The sequence below is a fragment of the Sphingobium sp. PNB genome (assembly GCF_019873065.1).
GTDB lineage: Bacteria > Pseudomonadota > Alphaproteobacteria > Sphingomonadales > Sphingomonadaceae > Sphingobium > Sphingobium fuliginis.
This window is the reverse complement of sequence record NZ_JAINEZ010000018.1, coordinates 18841-34483: the sequence shown is the minus strand read 5'-3', so window position 1 is coordinate 34483 and position 15643 is coordinate 18841. Positions and strand designations below refer to the sequence as shown.

16 protein-coding genes are annotated in these 15643 nt (G+C 64.8%); 7 read left to right on the top strand and 9 right to left on the bottom strand.

Features of this window, described 5'->3' with window-relative positions:
• Nucleotides 1–88: 88 nt before the first annotated feature.
• The 7 genes from K7W03_RS08715 to ccmC all read right to left on the bottom strand — a co-directional run bounded on the left by K7W03_RS08715 (nucleotide 89) and on the right by ccmC (nucleotide 5057).
• Nucleotides 89–724, bottom strand: a complete 636-nt coding sequence (locus K7W03_RS08715) for a tetratricopeptide repeat protein (RefSeq protein WP_222886072.1) — start codon at nucleotides 722–724, stop codon at nucleotides 89–91.
• On the bottom strand, nucleotides 721–1131 hold the full coding sequence (locus K7W03_RS08710; protein ID WP_222886071.1) for a cytochrome c-type biogenesis protein CcmH: 411 nt from the start codon (nucleotides 1129–1131) through the stop codon (nucleotides 721–723). The genes K7W03_RS08715 and K7W03_RS08710 overlap by 4 nt, the downstream gene beginning before the upstream one ends.
• Nucleotides 1128–1655 (bottom strand): redoxin family protein, encoded by a 528-nt coding sequence (locus K7W03_RS08705; protein ID WP_222886070.1) that lies wholly within the window; start codon nucleotides 1653–1655, stop codon nucleotides 1128–1130. Before K7W03_RS08705 ends, K7W03_RS08710 begins: the two co-directional genes overlap by 4 nt.
• Nucleotides 1652–3592: a heme lyase CcmF/NrfE family subunit gene (locus K7W03_RS08700; protein WP_222886069.1), complete on the bottom strand. Its 1941-nt coding sequence runs from the start codon at nucleotides 3590–3592 to the stop codon at nucleotides 1652–1654. The genes K7W03_RS08705 and K7W03_RS08700 overlap by 4 nt, the downstream gene beginning before the upstream one ends.
• A gap of 139 nt (nucleotides 3593–3731) precedes the next feature.
• Entirely contained in the window at nucleotides 3732–4178 is a 447-nt protein-coding gene (gene ccmE / locus K7W03_RS08695) for a cytochrome c maturation protein CcmE (RefSeq protein ID WP_222886068.1), read from the bottom strand.
• Nucleotides 4175–4330 carry a hypothetical protein gene (locus tag K7W03_RS08690; RefSeq protein WP_222886067.1) on the bottom strand — a complete coding sequence of 52 codons (156 nt, stop codon included), beginning with the start codon at nucleotides 4328–4330 and terminating at the stop codon, nucleotides 4175–4177. The genes ccmE and K7W03_RS08690 overlap by 4 nt, the downstream gene beginning before the upstream one ends.
• 4 nt (nucleotides 4331–4334) lie before the next feature.
• Entirely contained in the window at nucleotides 4335–5057 is a 723-nt protein-coding gene (ccmC, locus tag K7W03_RS08685; protein ID WP_048577085.1) for a heme ABC transporter permease CcmC, read from the bottom strand.
• A 200-nt stretch (nucleotides 5058–5257) separates the two neighbouring features.
• On the opposite strand from ccmC, the gene purF reads away from it, so the two are divergent.
• Nucleotides 5258–6718, top strand: a complete 1461-nt coding sequence (gene purF, locus K7W03_RS08680) for an amidophosphoribosyltransferase (protein WP_044662385.1) — start codon at nucleotides 5258–5260, stop codon at nucleotides 6716–6718.
• A gap of 81 nt (nucleotides 6719–6799) precedes the next feature.
• Nucleotides 6800–7540, top strand: a complete 741-nt coding sequence (locus K7W03_RS08675) for an SDR family NAD(P)-dependent oxidoreductase (protein WP_222886066.1) — start codon at nucleotides 6800–6802, stop codon at nucleotides 7538–7540.
• Between the two features lie 201 nt (nucleotides 7541–7741).
• Here the strand turns inward: K7W03_RS08675 and K7W03_RS08670 are convergent, their stop codons facing one another.
• Nucleotides 7742–9007 (bottom strand): SAM-dependent methyltransferase, encoded by a 1266-nt coding sequence (locus K7W03_RS08670; protein ID WP_222886065.1) that lies wholly within the window; start codon nucleotides 9005–9007, stop codon nucleotides 7742–7744.
• Between the two features lie 35 nt (nucleotides 9008–9042).
• Nucleotides 9043–10419, bottom strand: coding sequence for a cryptochrome/photolyase family protein (locus K7W03_RS08665; RefSeq protein ID WP_222886064.1), 1377 nt, complete (start codon nucleotides 10417–10419; stop codon nucleotides 9043–9045).
• 195 nt (nucleotides 10420–10614) lie between these two features.
• Here K7W03_RS08665 and K7W03_RS08660 point away from each other — a divergent pair, with 195 nt between their 5' ends.
• The 5 genes from K7W03_RS08660 to K7W03_RS08640 all read left to right on the top strand — a co-directional run bounded on the left by K7W03_RS08660 (nucleotide 10615) and on the right by K7W03_RS08640 (nucleotide 15627).
• Nucleotides 10615–11100: an RNA pyrophosphohydrolase gene (locus tag K7W03_RS08660; protein WP_222886088.1), complete on the top strand. Its 486-nt coding sequence runs from the start codon at nucleotides 10615–10617 to the stop codon at nucleotides 11098–11100.
• A 44-nt stretch (nucleotides 11101–11144) separates the two neighbouring features.
• Nucleotides 11145–12044 (top strand): YdiY family protein, encoded by a 900-nt coding sequence (locus tag K7W03_RS08655; protein ID WP_025550074.1) that lies wholly within the window; start codon nucleotides 11145–11147, stop codon nucleotides 12042–12044.
• A 63-nt stretch (nucleotides 12045–12107) separates the two neighbouring features.
• On the top strand, nucleotides 12108–13331 hold the full coding sequence (locus K7W03_RS08650; RefSeq protein WP_222886063.1) for a hydrolase: 1224 nt from the start codon (nucleotides 12108–12110) through the stop codon (nucleotides 13329–13331).
• Complete coding sequence (locus K7W03_RS08645) at nucleotides 13328–14347, top strand: arginine N-succinyltransferase (protein WP_173676444.1); 1020 nt, start codon at nucleotides 13328–13330, stop codon at nucleotides 14345–14347. The genes K7W03_RS08650 and K7W03_RS08645 overlap by 4 nt, the downstream gene beginning before the upstream one ends.
• Entirely contained in the window at nucleotides 14344–15627 is a 1284-nt protein-coding gene (locus K7W03_RS08640; protein WP_048577079.1) for an N-succinylarginine dihydrolase, read from the top strand. Before K7W03_RS08645 ends, K7W03_RS08640 begins: the two co-directional genes overlap by 4 nt.
• The last annotated feature ends 16 nt before the right edge of the window (nucleotides 15628–15643 follow it).

Below are 15643 nucleotides of genomic sequence, written 5' to 3'. Positions count from 1 at the left end.
GTCTTGTCATTCCATAAGCCCCCGCAAACCGCCGCGCCCTATCACGGCTCCCGGGTGGTGGCAATGATGCCGCTGCGGCTTCGACCGTCTATCGGCCTTCGGACCCGAGCATGGCATCGATACGCGCGATATTGCCTTCGAGTTCCTTCTTGACCTCGCTGCCTTCGGGGGCGCTGGCGGCCAGCGGGCCCCAAAGGGCGCGGGCTTCCTTGAGTTGCCCCGCCCGGGCGAGGGCCAGTCCATAGAAATAGCGGGGCGCCGGACCTTCGGGATCGATCACCATCGACCGGCGATAGGCGAAATCGGCGGCGGGAGACAGCACTCCGCCTGCATGCGCGACCAGCGCATTGCCGAAGCCCAGCCACAAATTGGGATCGTCCGGAGTCTCGCGAAGTCCGGACAAAAGGACGTTCGCCGCTTCCTTCGTCTTCCCCTGTCGGCCAAGGCCGTCCGAAAGCATCAGCCATTGGCCCGCCTTGCCATAGCGCTCGGCAAGGCCCCGGCGTTGCTCGGCCAGCTTCTCGTCGAACGCGGCGCCGCCCCTGTCGGCCGCCTGCCGGGGCGAGCCAGCCAGTCCGGGACGGCCCTGCCACGCATAGCCGGCCAAACCCAGCAACAGCGCAGCGGCCGTGATTTCCCAGGCCGACCGCGGTACCCGCCCGACAAGGACGAGCGCCACGCTCACCAGGACCAGCAGGGCGCCGGCGATGATCCAGCCGGTCATACCCGCCTCCCCCGCTTGATCCGACCGCGCAGCAGCAGCAGCCCCAATCCCAGCAGGATCAGGGGCGCGGCCCAGAGCGGCCAGAGGATCGGATCGGCTGTCGGCTCATAGCTGACCCAGTCGCCATAGCGCTCGATCAGCCAGGCGCGGATATGCTCGGGCTCTTCCCCCGCCATGATGCGTTCGCGAATCTGGGAGCGCATGTCGCCGGCCATGCTGGCATTGCTGTCGGCAATCGACTGACTCTGGCAGGTGAGGCAGCGGATCGTCTCCATCAGCGTCCGCGCCTTCTTCTCCAGGGCCGGGTCTTCGATCTGACGGTCGGCATAGGGCGCCGGCGGCAGCGCGGACTGCGCGAAGACCGGCACGCTCAGCATCAGCGCCAGCAGGGCGACCAGCATCCTCATTGCGCGTTCCTCAGCCGGTCCAGGATCATCGGCACATCATCCTGACGGATGTCGCCGACATGCTGATAGGCGATGCGGCCCCTTCCATCGATGATGAAGCTTTCGGGCACGCCCGACGAACCCATGGCGATCTGCACCTCGCTCCGCGCATCCAGGCCGATGCGGGAATAGGGATTGCCATAGCGCTTGAGGAAGGCGTCGACATCGGGCCGGGCATCGCGGATGGCGATGGCGTCGATCTCCACGCCCGCCTGCCTGAGCGCCAGCAACTGCGGCGCCTCGGCCGCGCAGGGCACGCACCAGCTCGCGAAGATATTGAGCAGGCGCGGCTTGCCGGTCGCGAGTTCCGAACTTGCCAGCGGCGGCCGGTCGCTCGCGGCGGCAGGCAGGACAAAGGCAGGCAGCGCCTTGCCCACCAGTTTCGAATTGATGATCCGGTCGTCCGGACGCAGCAGCCCGCTGGCAAACAGCCCGAAAAAACCAAGGAACAGCGCCAGCGGCAGCCAGATCAGCGGCTTCCTCATGCGCCGGCCTCCACGGCCCTGCGCGCCCGCCATTTGAGCAGCCATCCGCGCCGTTCCCGCCCGACCAGCGCCAGCGCGCCGCCCACAGCGATCAGGAAACCACCCAGCCAGATCAGCGTCACGAAAGGCTTCCACCAGATGCGGAGCTGCCAGCGGCCTTCATCCGCCTCCTGCCCCAGCACGACATAGAGCTGGCCATTCCAGCGGGTCAGCAGAGCGGCCTCCGTCGTCGTCGTGGGCGGCGAGGCGAAGAAGCGGGACTGCGGGTGGATCAGGACCGGCTCCCCACCGTTCCGGCTGGCTTCCATATCCGCCTGGAGCGCGGTCCAGTTATCGCCCGCTATCGGCAGAATCTGCTTGAACCGGATCGTCCAGCCCGCCGTCTCCACAGTATCGCCGGGGCGGGCGGCCACCAGCTTTTCCACCGTGAAGGCCGAATCGCAGGCCATGCCGGCCAGGCTGACCGCGCAGCCCAGATGCGCGATCACCATGCCCCAGGTGAAAAGTGGCGTGCGACGCAGATTGCGCTTCCAGAGCGGCGCGACACTCCCCACAGCGACGGCCAGGGCGATCACCAGGCCGAGGAAAGGCAATATGCCGATCCGTCCCCAGGCGAATGCCGACAAGGCGAGGAAAACCAATCCCGCCATTATCAGCGGGACGGTTATGCGCCGGCTCACCTCCCGCATCCGGTCGCGCCGCCAGCGGGTCAGCGGCCCAAGGACCATGACGATCATCAGGGCAAGCGCGACAGGCCCGGCGATGCGGTCGAAATAGGGCGCGCCGACCGACACCTTATGGCCGAAGGCTTCGGTCAGCAGCGGATAAAGCGTGCCGATCAGCACCAGCCCCAATATGACCGACAGCAGCAGATTGTTGACGACCAGCATGGTTTCCCGGCTGACCAGCTCGAAGGGCGCGCCCTCGCGGACCGCGCCCACGCGCCAGCCGAACAGCGCCAGCGCCCCGCCGATATAGATGCCGAGCAACGCCAGGATGAAGGTTCCGCGCTCCGGATCGACGGCAAAGGCGTGGACGCTGGTCAGGATGCCCGACCGGACGAGGAAAGTGCCGACCATCGACATGGAGAAGGCGACGACCGCCAGCATCACCGTCCAGGCGCGCAGGGCGTCGCGGGTGGCCAGCACGGTCACGCTATGCAGCAGCGCCGTCGCCGCCAGCCACGGCATGAGCGAGGCGTTCTCCACCGGGTCCCAGAACCACCAGCCGCCCCAGCCCAGCTCATAATAGGCCCAATAGCTGCCCGCCGTGATGCCGAGCGTCAGCAATATCCACGCCCCCAATACCCAGGGCCGCATGGCGCGGGCGAAAGCGGCGTCCACCTGCCGGGTCAGCAATGCGCCGACAGCGAAGGAAAAGGCAACCGACAGCCCGACATAGCCAAGGTAAAGCGTCGGCGGATGAAAGGCGAGGCCGGGGTCCTGCAACAGCGGATTGAGCCCCTGCCCGTCTGCCGCCGGCGGATCGATCCGCGCGAAGGGATTGGAGGCGAAAAGCAGGAAGGCGTAGAAACCAAGGCTGATCGCCGCCTGTCCGCCCAGCGTCGCCATATGGGTTTCACGCCGCAAGGCCCGCTCGAACAAGGCGACGGCCGATCCGGCGACGCCCATCACCGTCACCCAAAGCAGCATCGACCCTTCATGATTGCCCCAGGTTCCAGCGAATTTGTAGAGCCATGGCTTCATCGAATGGCTGTTGGTGGCGACGAGCAGGACCGACATGTCGGATCGCAGGAACAGCATGATCAGCAAGGCGAAGGCCGTCGCGGTCAGCACCCCCTGCGCGACCGCCACCGGACGGACGGCGCCCAGCAGCTCGCTCTTGCCGCCCGCCAGCCCTATAGCGGCCAGCGCCAATTGAAGCAGCGCCAAGGACGCGGCGAGCCATAATGCGGCAAGGCCGGCCTCAGCGATCATGCTGCCGCTTCCTCCCCGGATGCTTCGTGACCATGAACCAGATGCCGCGCCTGCTCCGCCCCTTCGAGTTGCGGAGCGCGGGGCCTGACGGATGCTGAACCAACCCCAGCATGACCTTGCCGATGAAGCTGGCTCTCGCTCACCGTTCGGCCTTCATCTTGTGGGTTTTCTCATCATAGCTCATGCCTTCCAGTTCACGCGGCATGTAGCGTTCGTCATGCTTGGCCAACAGATTGGTGGCCTGGAATGTGCCGCCCGCATCGAAAGCACCTTCCGCCACCACACCTGAACCTTCGCGGAAAAGGTCTGGCGTGATGCCCTTGAAGCTCGCCGGAACGGTCGCCTTGCCGTCGGTGACGTCGAAATGGATGGTGACGCCGTCGCTGGCGCGCTTCAGGCTGCCCTTGACCACCATGCCGCCCAGCCGGATCGGCTTGCCCGGCTCGACGCCCTTGGTCTTAACGTCATTGGGCGCGTAGAAATAAGCCGCCTCGTCCTTCAGCGCGGAAGCGGCCAGCAATCCCGCGCCGATCAGCGCGAGCAGGGCCACCACGGCCAGGATCAGCCTTTGATGCTTTGCCTTCATGCCCTGCCCGCCGATACCCTGTCCGCCGATACCCTGCCCGCCGATGCCCTGCGTTCAGCGTTGCGCATCGCGCGCCAACTGAACAGGCTGATGAGGCCGGTGCCCGACAAGGTCAGCGCATAGGCGCCGATGACGAAAGCCCACTGGTTCATATCCTCACCCCCGCGCCAGCCTTTGCATGCGCGCTTCGATCTTGTTCTGCGCCAATATGGCGCGCATGCGCATCAGCACGATCGCGGCGAAAAGCAAGGTAAATCCGGCGAGGGTGAAGCCAAGCGGCCAAAGCAGCGCGGTATCGATGCTGGACCCGCGCAGCGTGATGCTGGGCCCCTGATGCAGGCTGTTCCACCAGACGACGGAGCGGTTGATGATCGGGATGTTGATCGCGCCCACCAGCCCGAAAATGGCTGTCACCGGGCTCACCCCGCCGCTGCCCTGCCGCGCGCTGGCATTGGCGAGCGCGATATAGCCGAGATAGAGGAAGAACAGCACCAGCATGGAGGTCATGCGTCCGTCCCATTCCCACCATGTACCCCAGGTCGGCCGGCCCCAGATCGATCCGGTGATAAGGCAGATCGCCGTGAAGAAAGCGCCCGGCATGGCGATGGCCCGGCCCGCGACGGCCGCAAGCGGATGGCGCCAGACGAGCTGCATGAGGGCAGCGACGGCGATTCCGGTCCATCCGCCCATGCCCAGCCACGCGGCCGGCACATGGATGTAGAGGATGCGCACCGTATCCCCCTGAAGATAGTCCGCCGGGGTCACGAACAGGCCGCAGCCGGCGCCGGCCAGCAGCAGGATCAGCCCCGGCCAGAACAGCCAGGCGGTCAACGGCCGGGCAATTTTGAGGAAGCGTGCAGGATTGGCGAAACGATGCATGAGAAGAGGCTATTAGCCTCCCCAATGGCTCAAGGCCAGTAGGCCTTTTTCCCAATTTCATCGCTGGAAAATAGCGGCCGGTGGGTATTGCATCCCTTTTTTGTGACAGGCAGGCGACAAATCGTCCTCAACGCACTATATGCGCGCGAAAGCCGTCCCGATGAGGGCGCACAGGATCGGCAGTGGACCATCAAAAACCCATGTTTACGACCAACCCGTTCGACGACGACAAATTGCGTGAGGAATGCGGCATTTTCGGCGTCTTCAACGCTGAAACCGCCTCCGCCATGGTGGCACTTGGCCTTCACGCGCTCCAGCATCGCGGCCAGGAAGCCGCGGGCATCACCAGTTGGGACGGCCATGATTTCCACACCCATCGGGCGATGGGGCATGTGGCCGGGAATTTTGACCGCGACGAAGTGATTCGGGGCCTTCCCGGCACCGCCGCCTGCGGCCATGTCCGCTATTCCACCACCGGCGAGACATCGCTCCGCAATGTCCAGCCGCTTTATGCGGAACTGAGTTCGGGCGGTTTCGCCGTCGCGCATAACGGCAACATCTCCAACGCCATGAAGCTGCGGCGGGAACTGATCCGCCGCGGTTCCATCTTCCAGTCGACGTCGGACACGGAAGTCATCATCCATCTGGTCGCCACGTCCACCTATCGCACGCTGCTCGACAAGTTCATCGATGCGCTGAAGCAGGTCGAGGGCGCCTATTCGCTGATCGTCATGACGCCCGAAGGCATGGTTGCCTGCCGCGACCCGCTGGGCATCCGGCCGCTGGTCATGGGCAAGCTGGGCGATTCGATCATCTTCGCTTCTGAAACCGTCGCCTTCGACGTGGTGGGCGCGGAGCATGTCCGCTCCATCGAACCGGGCGAACTGGTCATCGTCACCCATGACGGCGAGGTGCGCAGCCACCGTCCCTTCGGCGACACCCATGCCCGGCCCTGCATCTTCGAACATGTCTATTTCAGCCGTCCCGATTCGGTCGTGGACGGCTCCAGCGTCTATTCGGTCCGCAAGGCGATCGGCGCGCAACTGGCCATTGAAAATCCGGTCGAGGCGGACTTCGTCATCCCCGTGCCCGACAGCGGCGTTCCGGCAGCAATCGGCTATGCCCAGCAATCGGGCATTCCCTTCGAGTTGGGCATCATCCGCTCGCACTATATCGGGCGCACCTTCATCCAGCCGGGCGACAAGGTCCGCCATCTGGGCGTGAAGCTGAAGCATAATGCCAATCGCGCCCTGATCGAGGGCAAGCGGATCGTCCTGATCGACGATTCGATCGTGCGCGGCACCACTTCGCTCAAGATCGTGCAGATGATGCGCGAGGCAGGCGCCAAGGAAGTGCACATGCGCATCGCCAGTCCGCCGACCAAGCATAGCTGCTTCTATGGCGTCGACACGCCGGAACGGACCAAGCTGCTGGCGCACCGTCTGGACATTGGCGGGATGCAGGACTTCATTCATGCCGATAGCCTGTCCTTCATCTCGATCGACGGCCTGTACAAGGCCTTGGGCGAGGCGAAGCGCGCCGACATACGGCCGCAATATTGCGACGCCTGCTTCACCGGCGACTATCCCACCACTCTGACCGACCAGGACGAAGCTGTGGTTCAGAACCAGCTCGAACTGCTGGCCGAACGAGTGGTCTGAACGCCTTTCCTACCGCTGGACGGACAGCCCGACGCTTTGCGGCCTCGGGCTTGCTCCTTCCTGACCCCATGAGGGACATTCATGTCGACCCAACCCCTTTCCGGCCAACCCCTTTCCGGCCAACCCCTTTCCGGTAAGCTCGCCCTCGTCACCGGAGCGAGCCGTGGCATCGGCGCCGCCACGGCGGAAGCGCTCGCCGCCGCCGGCGCCCATGTCATCCTGACCGCCCGCACCACGGGCGGGCTGGAAGAGGTGGAGGATCGCATTCACGAGGGCGGCGGCAATGCGACCATCGCGCCGCTGGACCTCATCGACGGCGAAAGCATCGGGCGATTGGCGCATGCCATTTCGGGTCGCTGGCAGGCGCTGGACATATTGGTCCTTAACGCGGCGACGCTGGGTAGCCTGGCTTCGGTTCCAGCCATCGACGCCAAGGAATTCGCCCGGTTGCTGACGCTCAACGTCGCCGCGCCCCAGGCGCTGATCGCGGCGTTCGACGGCATGCTGCGGGCGAGCGGCGATGCGCGCGTGGTGGCGATCACCTCTTCGGTCGGCGCGGCGCCGCGCGCTTATTGGGGCGCCTATGGCGCTTCGAAGGCGGCGCTCGAAACCCTGGTCGGCGCCTATGGCGAGGAAGTGAAGAATATTTCCGCCATCCGCACCCATATCGTCGATCCGGGCGCCACCCGTACAGCGATGCGGGCGCGGGCCTTTCCGGGTGAAGACCCGGCGACGCTCAAGGAACCGGCTGCCGTGGGTCAGGCGATTCTCGATCTGGTGATTGCGGACACGCCCGACGGATACCGGACGCGTATCGATTAGAGGCTGAGCCTTGGGGATGACTGGATTGGCCGGTTGCGGGCATGGCACTTCCCCCATCCACCCGCCAAGGCCGCTAGAGCAGATTCCGATCCGATTGCATCGGCTCGACTGCTCTAAGTTTTTGTTTTATCGCGTTTTTCGAGTCAGCAGATGATTCCATCTGCTTGGAAAACGCTCTAGCCGAACTGAATTCCTCCCGCCCTAAGCCGGCTTCACCAGCGTGACCTGCGCGACATCGATGGTGCCGCCGCGAAAGCCGCCTTCGCAATACATCAGATAATAGCGCCATAGATCGACGAAATGCTGGTCGAAACCGGCCGGCAACCATCCCCTGTCGACCGCCCGGTCGAAGCGTTCGCGCCACCGCCGCAGCGTTTCGGCATAGTGCAGACCGAAGCGGCGTACATCACGCCACTCCAAACCGTTCGCTTCGGCCAAGGCCCGGAAACGGCTTTCCGAAATCAGCATGCCACCGGGGAAGATATAGGTCTGGATGAAATCCGCGCCCCGGGCGTAGCCTTCGAAGATCGCGTCATCGATCAATATATATTGTATGGCCGCCCGCCCACCGGGCCTGAGCAGACGCTCGATCGCCCCGACATAGGCCGGCCAGTAACGTTGCCCGACTGCCTCCACCATTTCCACGCTGGCAATGGCGTCATATTGCCCCTGCGCGTCGCGATAGTCGCGCAATATGATGTTCGCTCCCGACCCCAGGCGGTCACGTGCGAAATGCGCCTGTTCCACAGACAGGGTCAGCCCGTCATAACGGATCGGGCAACGCGCCATCGCCTGTTCGGCCAAGCCGCCCCAGCCGCAGCCGATTTCCAGCAGCGAATCGCCATCGCCGATGTCGAGCCGGTCGAGAATGGCGTCGACCTTCCGCTGCTGCGCCCGCTCCAGGCTTTCGATCCGGTCGTCCGGGTCGCGGAACAGGCCGCTGGAATAATGCATGCCCTTGTCGAGCCATGGCTGGTAGAAATCATTCCCCAGATCATAATGATAGGCGATGTTGCGCCGCGAACCCTTGCGGCTGTTGCGGCGCGCCCAATGGAACGCGCGCCCGATCCAGCGTGCCGGCCCATGCGGCCGGGCTACATTGCCCAGGCTGACGGCATTGGCCATGAACAGGGCGAAGAGCGGAACCGGATCGGGACTGGTCCACTCTCCCCGCGCCCAGGCTCTGTACCAGCCCGCCGATCCCCCGGCGATCAGGCGAATCAGCGCCCGCCAGCGCAGCAGATGAACCTCGCATTCCGGTCCCGCTGCGCGGCCGCCGAGCAGGCGCCGGCTGCCGTCCGGCAGAATGGCGAGCAAAGAACCCTGTTCGAGCCCAAGGTCGATGCGGTCGAGCAATTTGTGGAACTGCCGGGCGGCGAGACGATCCGGCCAGCCATGGCTGCGGCGCTCCAGCGGTCGCCTGACCGGCACTGCGGCCCGGCCACGACGGGGTTCAATGGCGTTCATGCTTCCACTCTGCCCGATGGTTTACCGCGTCGCAATCATGGCCTGATCCCCCGCCATGCGGCGAGAGCCCGTTCACGCCCCTCCCGATGACCGATGCACTTGGCCGGATAATCGGACGGACGCGCGTCATGCGCTTCGGGGTCGTGAATGATGTCATCGTTCAGATGCGCCAGTTCCGGCACCCAGGCCCTGATATAGTCCGCGGCTTCGAACTTTCCCGACTGGGTCAGGGGCGCCATGATCCGCGAGAAGATATTGGCATCGACGCCGCTGCCTGCAACCCATTGCCAGTTGACGCTATTATTGGCGTAGCTCGCATCGACCAGCGTATCCCAGAACCAGCGCGCCCCATGCCGCCAGTCGATCAGCAGATGCTTGATCAGGAAGCTGGCCGCGATCATGCGCACCCGATTATGCATCCAGCCCGTCGTCCAGAGCTGCCGCATGCCGGCATCGACAATGGGATAGCCCGTGCGCCCTGTCTTCCACGCCTTGAAATCGGCACCAGCCTCGCGAAGATCGCGCCAGGGCATCGCGTCGAAGGCTGGCCGCGCATTTTCCGATCCATAGGCGGGCATGGCCCATATCTGCGTATGGGCATAGTCGCGCCAGATCAGTTCCTTGAGGAAGGTCGTCGCATCGTCGGGCGCTCCGGCAACCCGGCGCCAGACATAGGCGGGGGAGACCTCCCCGAAATGGAGGTGCGGCGACAGGCGAGAGCTCCCCTCCTGCGAGGGCAGGTTCCTGGCCCTGTCATAATCCGCCACCTGGTCGAGAAAGGCGGCGACATTGGCCCGCGCCCCCGCTTCCCCCGGAGCCCAGTCGCGTGAAAAGGCCCTGGCCCAATCCGGCTTGGTCGGCAAAAGGTCCCATTGGTCCACCGAATCGCTTTTCGGCCAACGTCCTGGCGCACCGATGCGCGAAGGCGCGCGAACCGGTTCGGCCGGCGGCATATGCTCCATCACGGCGCGGGCGAAGGGGGTATAGATCCGATAGCTGTTTCCTTCGCCCGTCCGCACCGCGCCGGGCGGCAGCAGCAATGCGCCGTCATGCAGGCACAGCTCCAGCCTTTTGGCGAGCGACTTCTCGGCATTGCGCCACCAGGGTTCGTAATGATGCAGGGCATGCACGCGCCGGGCGCCCGTTTCCTCAGCGATCTGGACGATCTGATCGATGCAGTTTCCCTGCCTCAGGATCAGGCGCGATCCCTTCTCCCGAAGATTTTCGTCCAGGCTCTTCAGGCTATGGTGCAGCCACCAGCGCGACGCTCCGCCCATCTTCCATTGGCGCGGCGCCTGATCGTCCAGCACATAGACGGGAATCACCGGCCCTTCCTGCACGGCGGCTGCCAGTGCGGCCTGATCGGCAAGGCGCAGGTCCTGACGAAACCAGAGAATTACGGGGTCTGACATGCGATCGGGCATGCCATGGGCCGCCCGATGTTCCAAGCCCCCGCCCATTTGAAGCGATGCACAGCACAAATCGCCGCGTCAGGATTTTTCCGGCATGGACGCGCCGCCCCGCCCCGCTTATTCTTGCACTGCACAAAGCGACGGGCGGGCTGGAGCCCCCGGATGGCTTGTCGGGATTAACGACCAGGGACTATGATGGCTTCGATGCCGAATGATTCAGAACTCGCCTACCGGCCATGCGTCGGTGTCATGCTCGTCAACATGGATGGCAAGGTTTTCGTCGGTCAGCGGATCGATAATGCGGTGGAAGCCTGGCAGATGCCACAGGGCGGCATCGACGACGGTGAAGATATGAAGGCGGCCGCCCTTCGGGAGCTGAACGAGGAGACCGGCATCGTTCGCGAGCATGTGGAGATCATCGCCAAGGCCCGCGAAGAGCATTTCTACGACCTGCCGCCGGAACTGATCGGCAAGCTGTGGGGCGGCAAATATCGCGGCCAGCGGCAATATTGGTTCCTTGCGCGTTTCCTGGGGTCGGATGAGGACATCGACATCCAGACGGCGCATCCTGAATTCCGCGAATGGAAATGGGCGGAGCCGGAGAGCCTGCCTGACCTGATCGTGCCGTTCAAGCGCAAGCTGTATCGGGATATTCTCCAGGAATTCAGGGATTTGATCTGAAAACAAGGGTTAAAATCCGCTGCCATGCCAGTATGAGAAGGCGCATGCGTTACTGGCTGGCCGTTCTGCCCCTCTTCCTCTCCACCCCGGCGCTCGCCGATTACCCCGTGCTCCTGCCGCCATCGGTGCGGGAAATGCTGGAAGCGGCCATCGCCAACGGCAATGAGACCGAGATCGCGACCGTCGCAAAGATCGCCAAGCAGACCAATCCCGGTTCCGCCGACGAGATTCAGCGCATGGTCAACAGTTGGAAGGAACGGACCAGGGCGACGCAGGAAACCGTGATCCGCGAGGCGCGCTTCACGGAATTGTGGACGGGCAAGATCGAAGCGGGCGGCTTCCGCTCCACCGGTTCCACCAGCGAAATCGGCATCAGCGCCAGCGCAGCGGTCAAGCGCACCGGCATCCAATGGTCGCACAAGCTGGCCGCCAGCGTCGATTACCGGCGCGCCAACGGCGTGACCTCGCGCGAACGCTATACCGCCAGCTATGAGCCCCGCTATGAATTCGATCCACGGGGCTTCGCCTATGGATTGACGCAGTTCGAGCGGGATACGTCGATCGGCTATGACGCGCGCTACACCGCCTCGGCCGGCATCGGCTACAAGCTGATCGTCAGCGATCCGGTTGACCTCTCGCTGGATGCCGGTCCTTCGATCCGCCATGCCAAATATGTGACGGGAGAGCGGGAGACCAAATTGGGCGCCCGTGCGTCCATGGACTTCGCCTGGCGCCTGACCCCTGCGCTGACCTTCAGGCAGACAGCCTCCGGCTATGCCGAAAGCGACGTCTATACGCTGAATTCGCTGACCTCGCTGGTGACGAAGGTGGGAACACGCTGGTCGGCCGCCTTTTCCTACAATGTGCAATATGAATCGGAGACGCTGCTTTCGGCGCGGGATTCGGACACGATGAGTCGCCTGACCCTCACCTATGATTTCTAGGCGGTCGCCGACTTTCAGGACCAGGGGTGGAGGCGCGCCCTCCGCTCTGATAGGGTCGTCAGGATGAGAGGCATTTCGTCGTTCGAACGGAGCGTCATGGAAAGCGCCGCCGACGCGCCCATGCTCGCCCAGACTGAAAAATGGGCGGCGGTGAACAGCGGGTCGCGCAATCTTCCCGGTCTTGCGGCCATGGCGGCCATGCTTGCCGATGCCTTCGCCGGCCTGCCGGGCGCGATGTCCCTTGTCGATCCAGAGCCGGTGGAAACCGTCCGCCCCGACGGCCGTCTGGCGATGGTCGCGCATGGCAGCCACCTGCGCCTCTCGGTCAGGCCGGAGGCTCCGGTGCAGATCCTGCTCACCGGGCACATGGATACGGTCTTCCCCGCCGACCATGGCTTTCAGGCGCTGCGGTGGATCGATCCGGCGACGCTGAACGGACCGGGCGTCGCGGACATGAAGGGCGGGATCGCCGTCATGCTGGCGGCCTTGCGCGCGGTGGAAACCGCACCGGATGCAGGGCGGCTGGGCTATGACGTCATCATCAACAGCGATGAGGAGGTCGGCAGCCCTTCCTCGGCGGCGCTGTTGCGGCAGGTCGCGACGGGCAAGATCGCGGCCTTCACCTATGAACCGGCCCTGCCCGACGGCACGCTGGCCGGGGCCCGCGCCGGCAGCGGCAACTTCGCCATCGTCGTCACCGGACGAAGCGCGCATGCCGGGCGCAATCCGCAGGACGGCCGCAACGCATTGCTGGCGGCCGCCAACCTGGCGTTGCGGCTGAAGGCGGCGAGCGGCGGCGGCTTTTCCTGCAATCCCGCGCGGATCGAGGGCGGCAGTCCCAATAATGTCGTGCCGGACCATGCGGTTCTGCATGTCAATTTCCGGCCGAAGACGCCTGCCGACGAGCAGGCCGCAGACGAACTGCTGAAGGACGCCATGGCGCGGATCGCCCTGGAGCATGAGGTGACGCTTCACCGGCATGGCGGCTTCGGCCGGCCGCCCAAGCCGATGGATGGGCGGGCGGAAGCCTTGTTCGGGCTCGTCCGGCAGTGCGGCGCGGACCTGGGCCTTTCCATCGCCTGGCGGGATACCGGCGGGGTGTGCGACGGCAATAATATCGCGGCCTGCGGCGTGCCCGTGGTCGACACCATGGGCGTGCGGGGCGGCAATATCCACAGCGATTCGGAATATCTGATCGTCGACAGCCTGGCCGAACGGGCGCAACTATCGGCCCTGGCGCTGCTCCGCATCGCCCAGGGGCATTTCACCGGGGGGATGAAGGCGTGAGTTTTTTCATGCGCACGGCGCGCGCCGACGATTTGCAGACCCTTTATGAAATGGCGAAGCTGACCGGGGGCGGGTTCACCAACCTGCCGCCGGACCGGAAGTCGCTTGCCGCCAAGCTGGAGCGGACGGAACAGGCGCTGGCCCGGCAAGGCGAAGGGGTCGAGGACGAACTGATCGTCATGGTGCTGGAAAACAGCCAGACGGGTCAGGTCCGCGGCACCTGCCAGATATTCAGCAAGGTCGGGCAAAGCTGGCCCTTCTATTCCTATCGGCTGGGCGTTCTCACCCAACATAGCCGGGAGCTTTCGCGCACCTTCAGGGCGGAGATGCTTTCGCTCGTCACCGATCTGGAAGGGTCGACGGAAGTGGGCGGCCTGTTCCTTCACCCCCGCGAGCGGGCCGAAGGTCTAGGGCTGCTGCTGGCGCGCAGCCGCTATCTCTATATCCGCAACCATCGCGCCCGCTTCGGAGAGCGGATCATCGCGGAACTGCGGGGCGTGATCGACGAGGCGGGCGGTTCCCCCTTCTGGGACGGCCTCGCGGGGCGCTTCTTCGGCATGAGCTTTCAGGAGGCGGACGAGTTCAACGCGGTGAACGGCAACCAGTTCATTGCCGACCTGATGCCAAAGACGCCGATCTACACCGCCATGCTGACCGACACCGCGCGCGGCGTCATCGGCATGCCCCACCCCAATGGCCGCGCGGCCATGCGCATGCTGGAGACGGAGGGCTTCACCAATCCCGGCTATGTCGACATATTCGACGGCGGACCGACGATGGTGGGGCAAATCAATTCGCTGCGCACCATCGCCCATGCCTCCGACGCGGTGCTGGGCGCGGTGCACGAAAAGGGCGGAGACAAGATGCTGGTGACCACCGGACGGCTCGCGGATTTCCGCTGCACCTATGGCTTCGTGACGGAACGGGAGGATGGCGGCATATCGCTCGACCGGGCTTCCGCGGAACTGCTGGGGGTGGAACCGGGACAGACATTCACCATGGCGGAACGGGCATGACGGCAAGGGAGATCAATTTCGACGGCCTGGTGGGTCCCAGCCACAATTATGCGGGCCTCAGCCTGGGCAACCTTGCCTCCGCGCGCAACGCGGGCGCCATCTCCTATCCCCGAGCGGCGGCGCTCCAGGGGATAGAGAAGATGCGGTCCAACCTTCGCCTCGGGCTGCCGCAGGGGCTGTTCCTGCCCCAGTGGCGGCCGGATGGCGCCTGGCTGTCAGCCCTCGGGACCGATGTCGGCAATGCGGAGGCGCATATCCGCGCCGCCGCCATGTCGGCCTCCTCCATGTGGGCCGCCAATGCCGCGACCGTTTCGCCGGCGGCCGATACGGCCGATGGGCGCACGCACCTGACCGTCGCCAATCTCGTCACCATGCCGCATCGCAGCCATGAATGGCCGCAGACGCTGGCCCAGTTGCGCCTTGCCTTTTCCGACCGGAACGCCTTCGCCGTGCATGGCCCTGTCCCCGCCCCCTTCGGCGACGAGGGCGCGGCCAATCACATGCGCCTGTGCGACAGCCATGGCGAGGCAGGCGTCGAGGTGTTCGTCTATGGCCAGTCCGGCGGCCCCTTTCCCGCCCGCCAGCATGTCGAGGCGAGCAAGGCCGTCGCCCGGCTGCACCGGCTCGATCCGGATCGCACGCTGTTCGTCATGCAGTCGGAGGAAGCGATCGCGGCGGGCGCCTTCCACAATGACGTGGTCGCCGTCGCCAACGAACGCGTGCTCTTCACGCATGAACATGCCTTTGCGGACAAGGAGCGCTTCTACGCCGATCTCCGCGCCAGGCTGCCGTCGGTGGAGATCGTGGAGGTTCCCGCCAGCGCCATCAGCCTGTCAGACGCGATCCGCAGCTATATCTTCAATGCGCAGCTCGTCACCTTGCCCACGGGCGACCCTTCGAATTTGCCCGGGACAGGCATGGCGCTGATCCTGCCGACGGAGGCGCGGGATATGCCCGCCATCTGGAACTGGCTGGAGGAGATGGTCGCGGGCAACGGCCCCATTCGCAAGCTCGTGCCCGTCGACGTTCGCCAGTCCATGGCCAATGGCGGCGGTCCTGCCTGCCTGCGCCTGCGCGTGGTGGCCGATCCTGCCAATATCGATCCCCGCTTCCTGGTCGACGAGGCGAAGCTGGACGGCATTGCCGACATCGTCCGCAACTATTGGCCCGAAGCTATAGCGCCAGAGGATCTGGCCGATACCCGGCTGATCGCCCGCATCGAACAATCATGGTTAACGGTTGTTGACCATTTGCAACTTTCAGGCGATCTAATCCCCTGACGGCGGGCAAGCCGAG

Coding starts and splice junctions, on each gene's coding strand:
- K7W03_RS08715 (WP_222886072.1), bottom strand. CDS start 724: ATGACCGGCTGGATCATCGCCGGCGCCCTGCTGGTCCTGGTGAGCGTG.
- K7W03_RS08710 (WP_222886071.1), bottom strand. CDS start 1,131: ATGAGGATGCTGGTCGCCCTGCTGGCGCTGATGCTGAGCGTGCCGGTC.
- K7W03_RS08705 (WP_222886070.1), bottom strand. CDS start 1,655: ATGAGGAAGCCGCTGATCTGGCTGCCGCTGGCGCTGTTCCTTGGTTTT.
- K7W03_RS08700 (WP_222886069.1), bottom strand. CDS start 3,592: ATGATCGCTGAGGCCGGCCTTGCCGCATTATGGCTCGCCGCGTCCTTG.
- ccmE (WP_222886068.1), bottom strand. CDS start 4,178: ATGAAGGCAAAGCATCAAAGGCTGATCCTGGCCGTGGTGGCCCTGCTC.
- K7W03_RS08690 (WP_222886067.1), bottom strand. CDS start 4,330: ATGAACCAGTGGGCTTTCGTCATCGGCGCCTATGCGCTGACCTTGTCG.
- ccmC (WP_048577085.1), bottom strand. CDS start 5,057: ATGCATCGTTTCGCCAATCCTGCACGCTTCCTCAAAATTGCCCGGCCG.
- purF (WP_044662385.1), top strand. CDS start 5,258: ATGTTTACGACCAACCCGTTCGACGACGACAAATTGCGTGAGGAATGC.
- K7W03_RS08675 (WP_222886066.1), top strand. CDS start 6,800: ATGTCGACCCAACCCCTTTCCGGCCAACCCCTTTCCGGCCAACCCCTT.
- K7W03_RS08670 (WP_222886065.1), bottom strand. CDS start 9,007: ATGAACGCCATTGAACCCCGTCGTGGCCGGGCCGCAGTGCCGGTCAGG.
- K7W03_RS08665 (WP_222886064.1), bottom strand. CDS start 10,419: ATGTCAGACCCCGTAATTCTCTGGTTTCGTCAGGACCTGCGCCTTGCC.
- K7W03_RS08660 (WP_222886088.1), top strand. CDS start 10,615: ATGGCTTCGATGCCGAATGATTCAGAACTCGCCTACCGGCCATGCGTC.
- K7W03_RS08655 (WP_025550074.1), top strand. CDS start 11,145: ATGCGTTACTGGCTGGCCGTTCTGCCCCTCTTCCTCTCCACCCCGGCG.
- K7W03_RS08650 (WP_222886063.1), top strand. CDS start 12,108: ATGAGAGGCATTTCGTCGTTCGAACGGAGCGTCATGGAAAGCGCCGCC.
- K7W03_RS08640 (WP_048577079.1), top strand. CDS start 14,344: ATGACGGCAAGGGAGATCAATTTCGACGGCCTGGTGGGTCCCAGCCAC.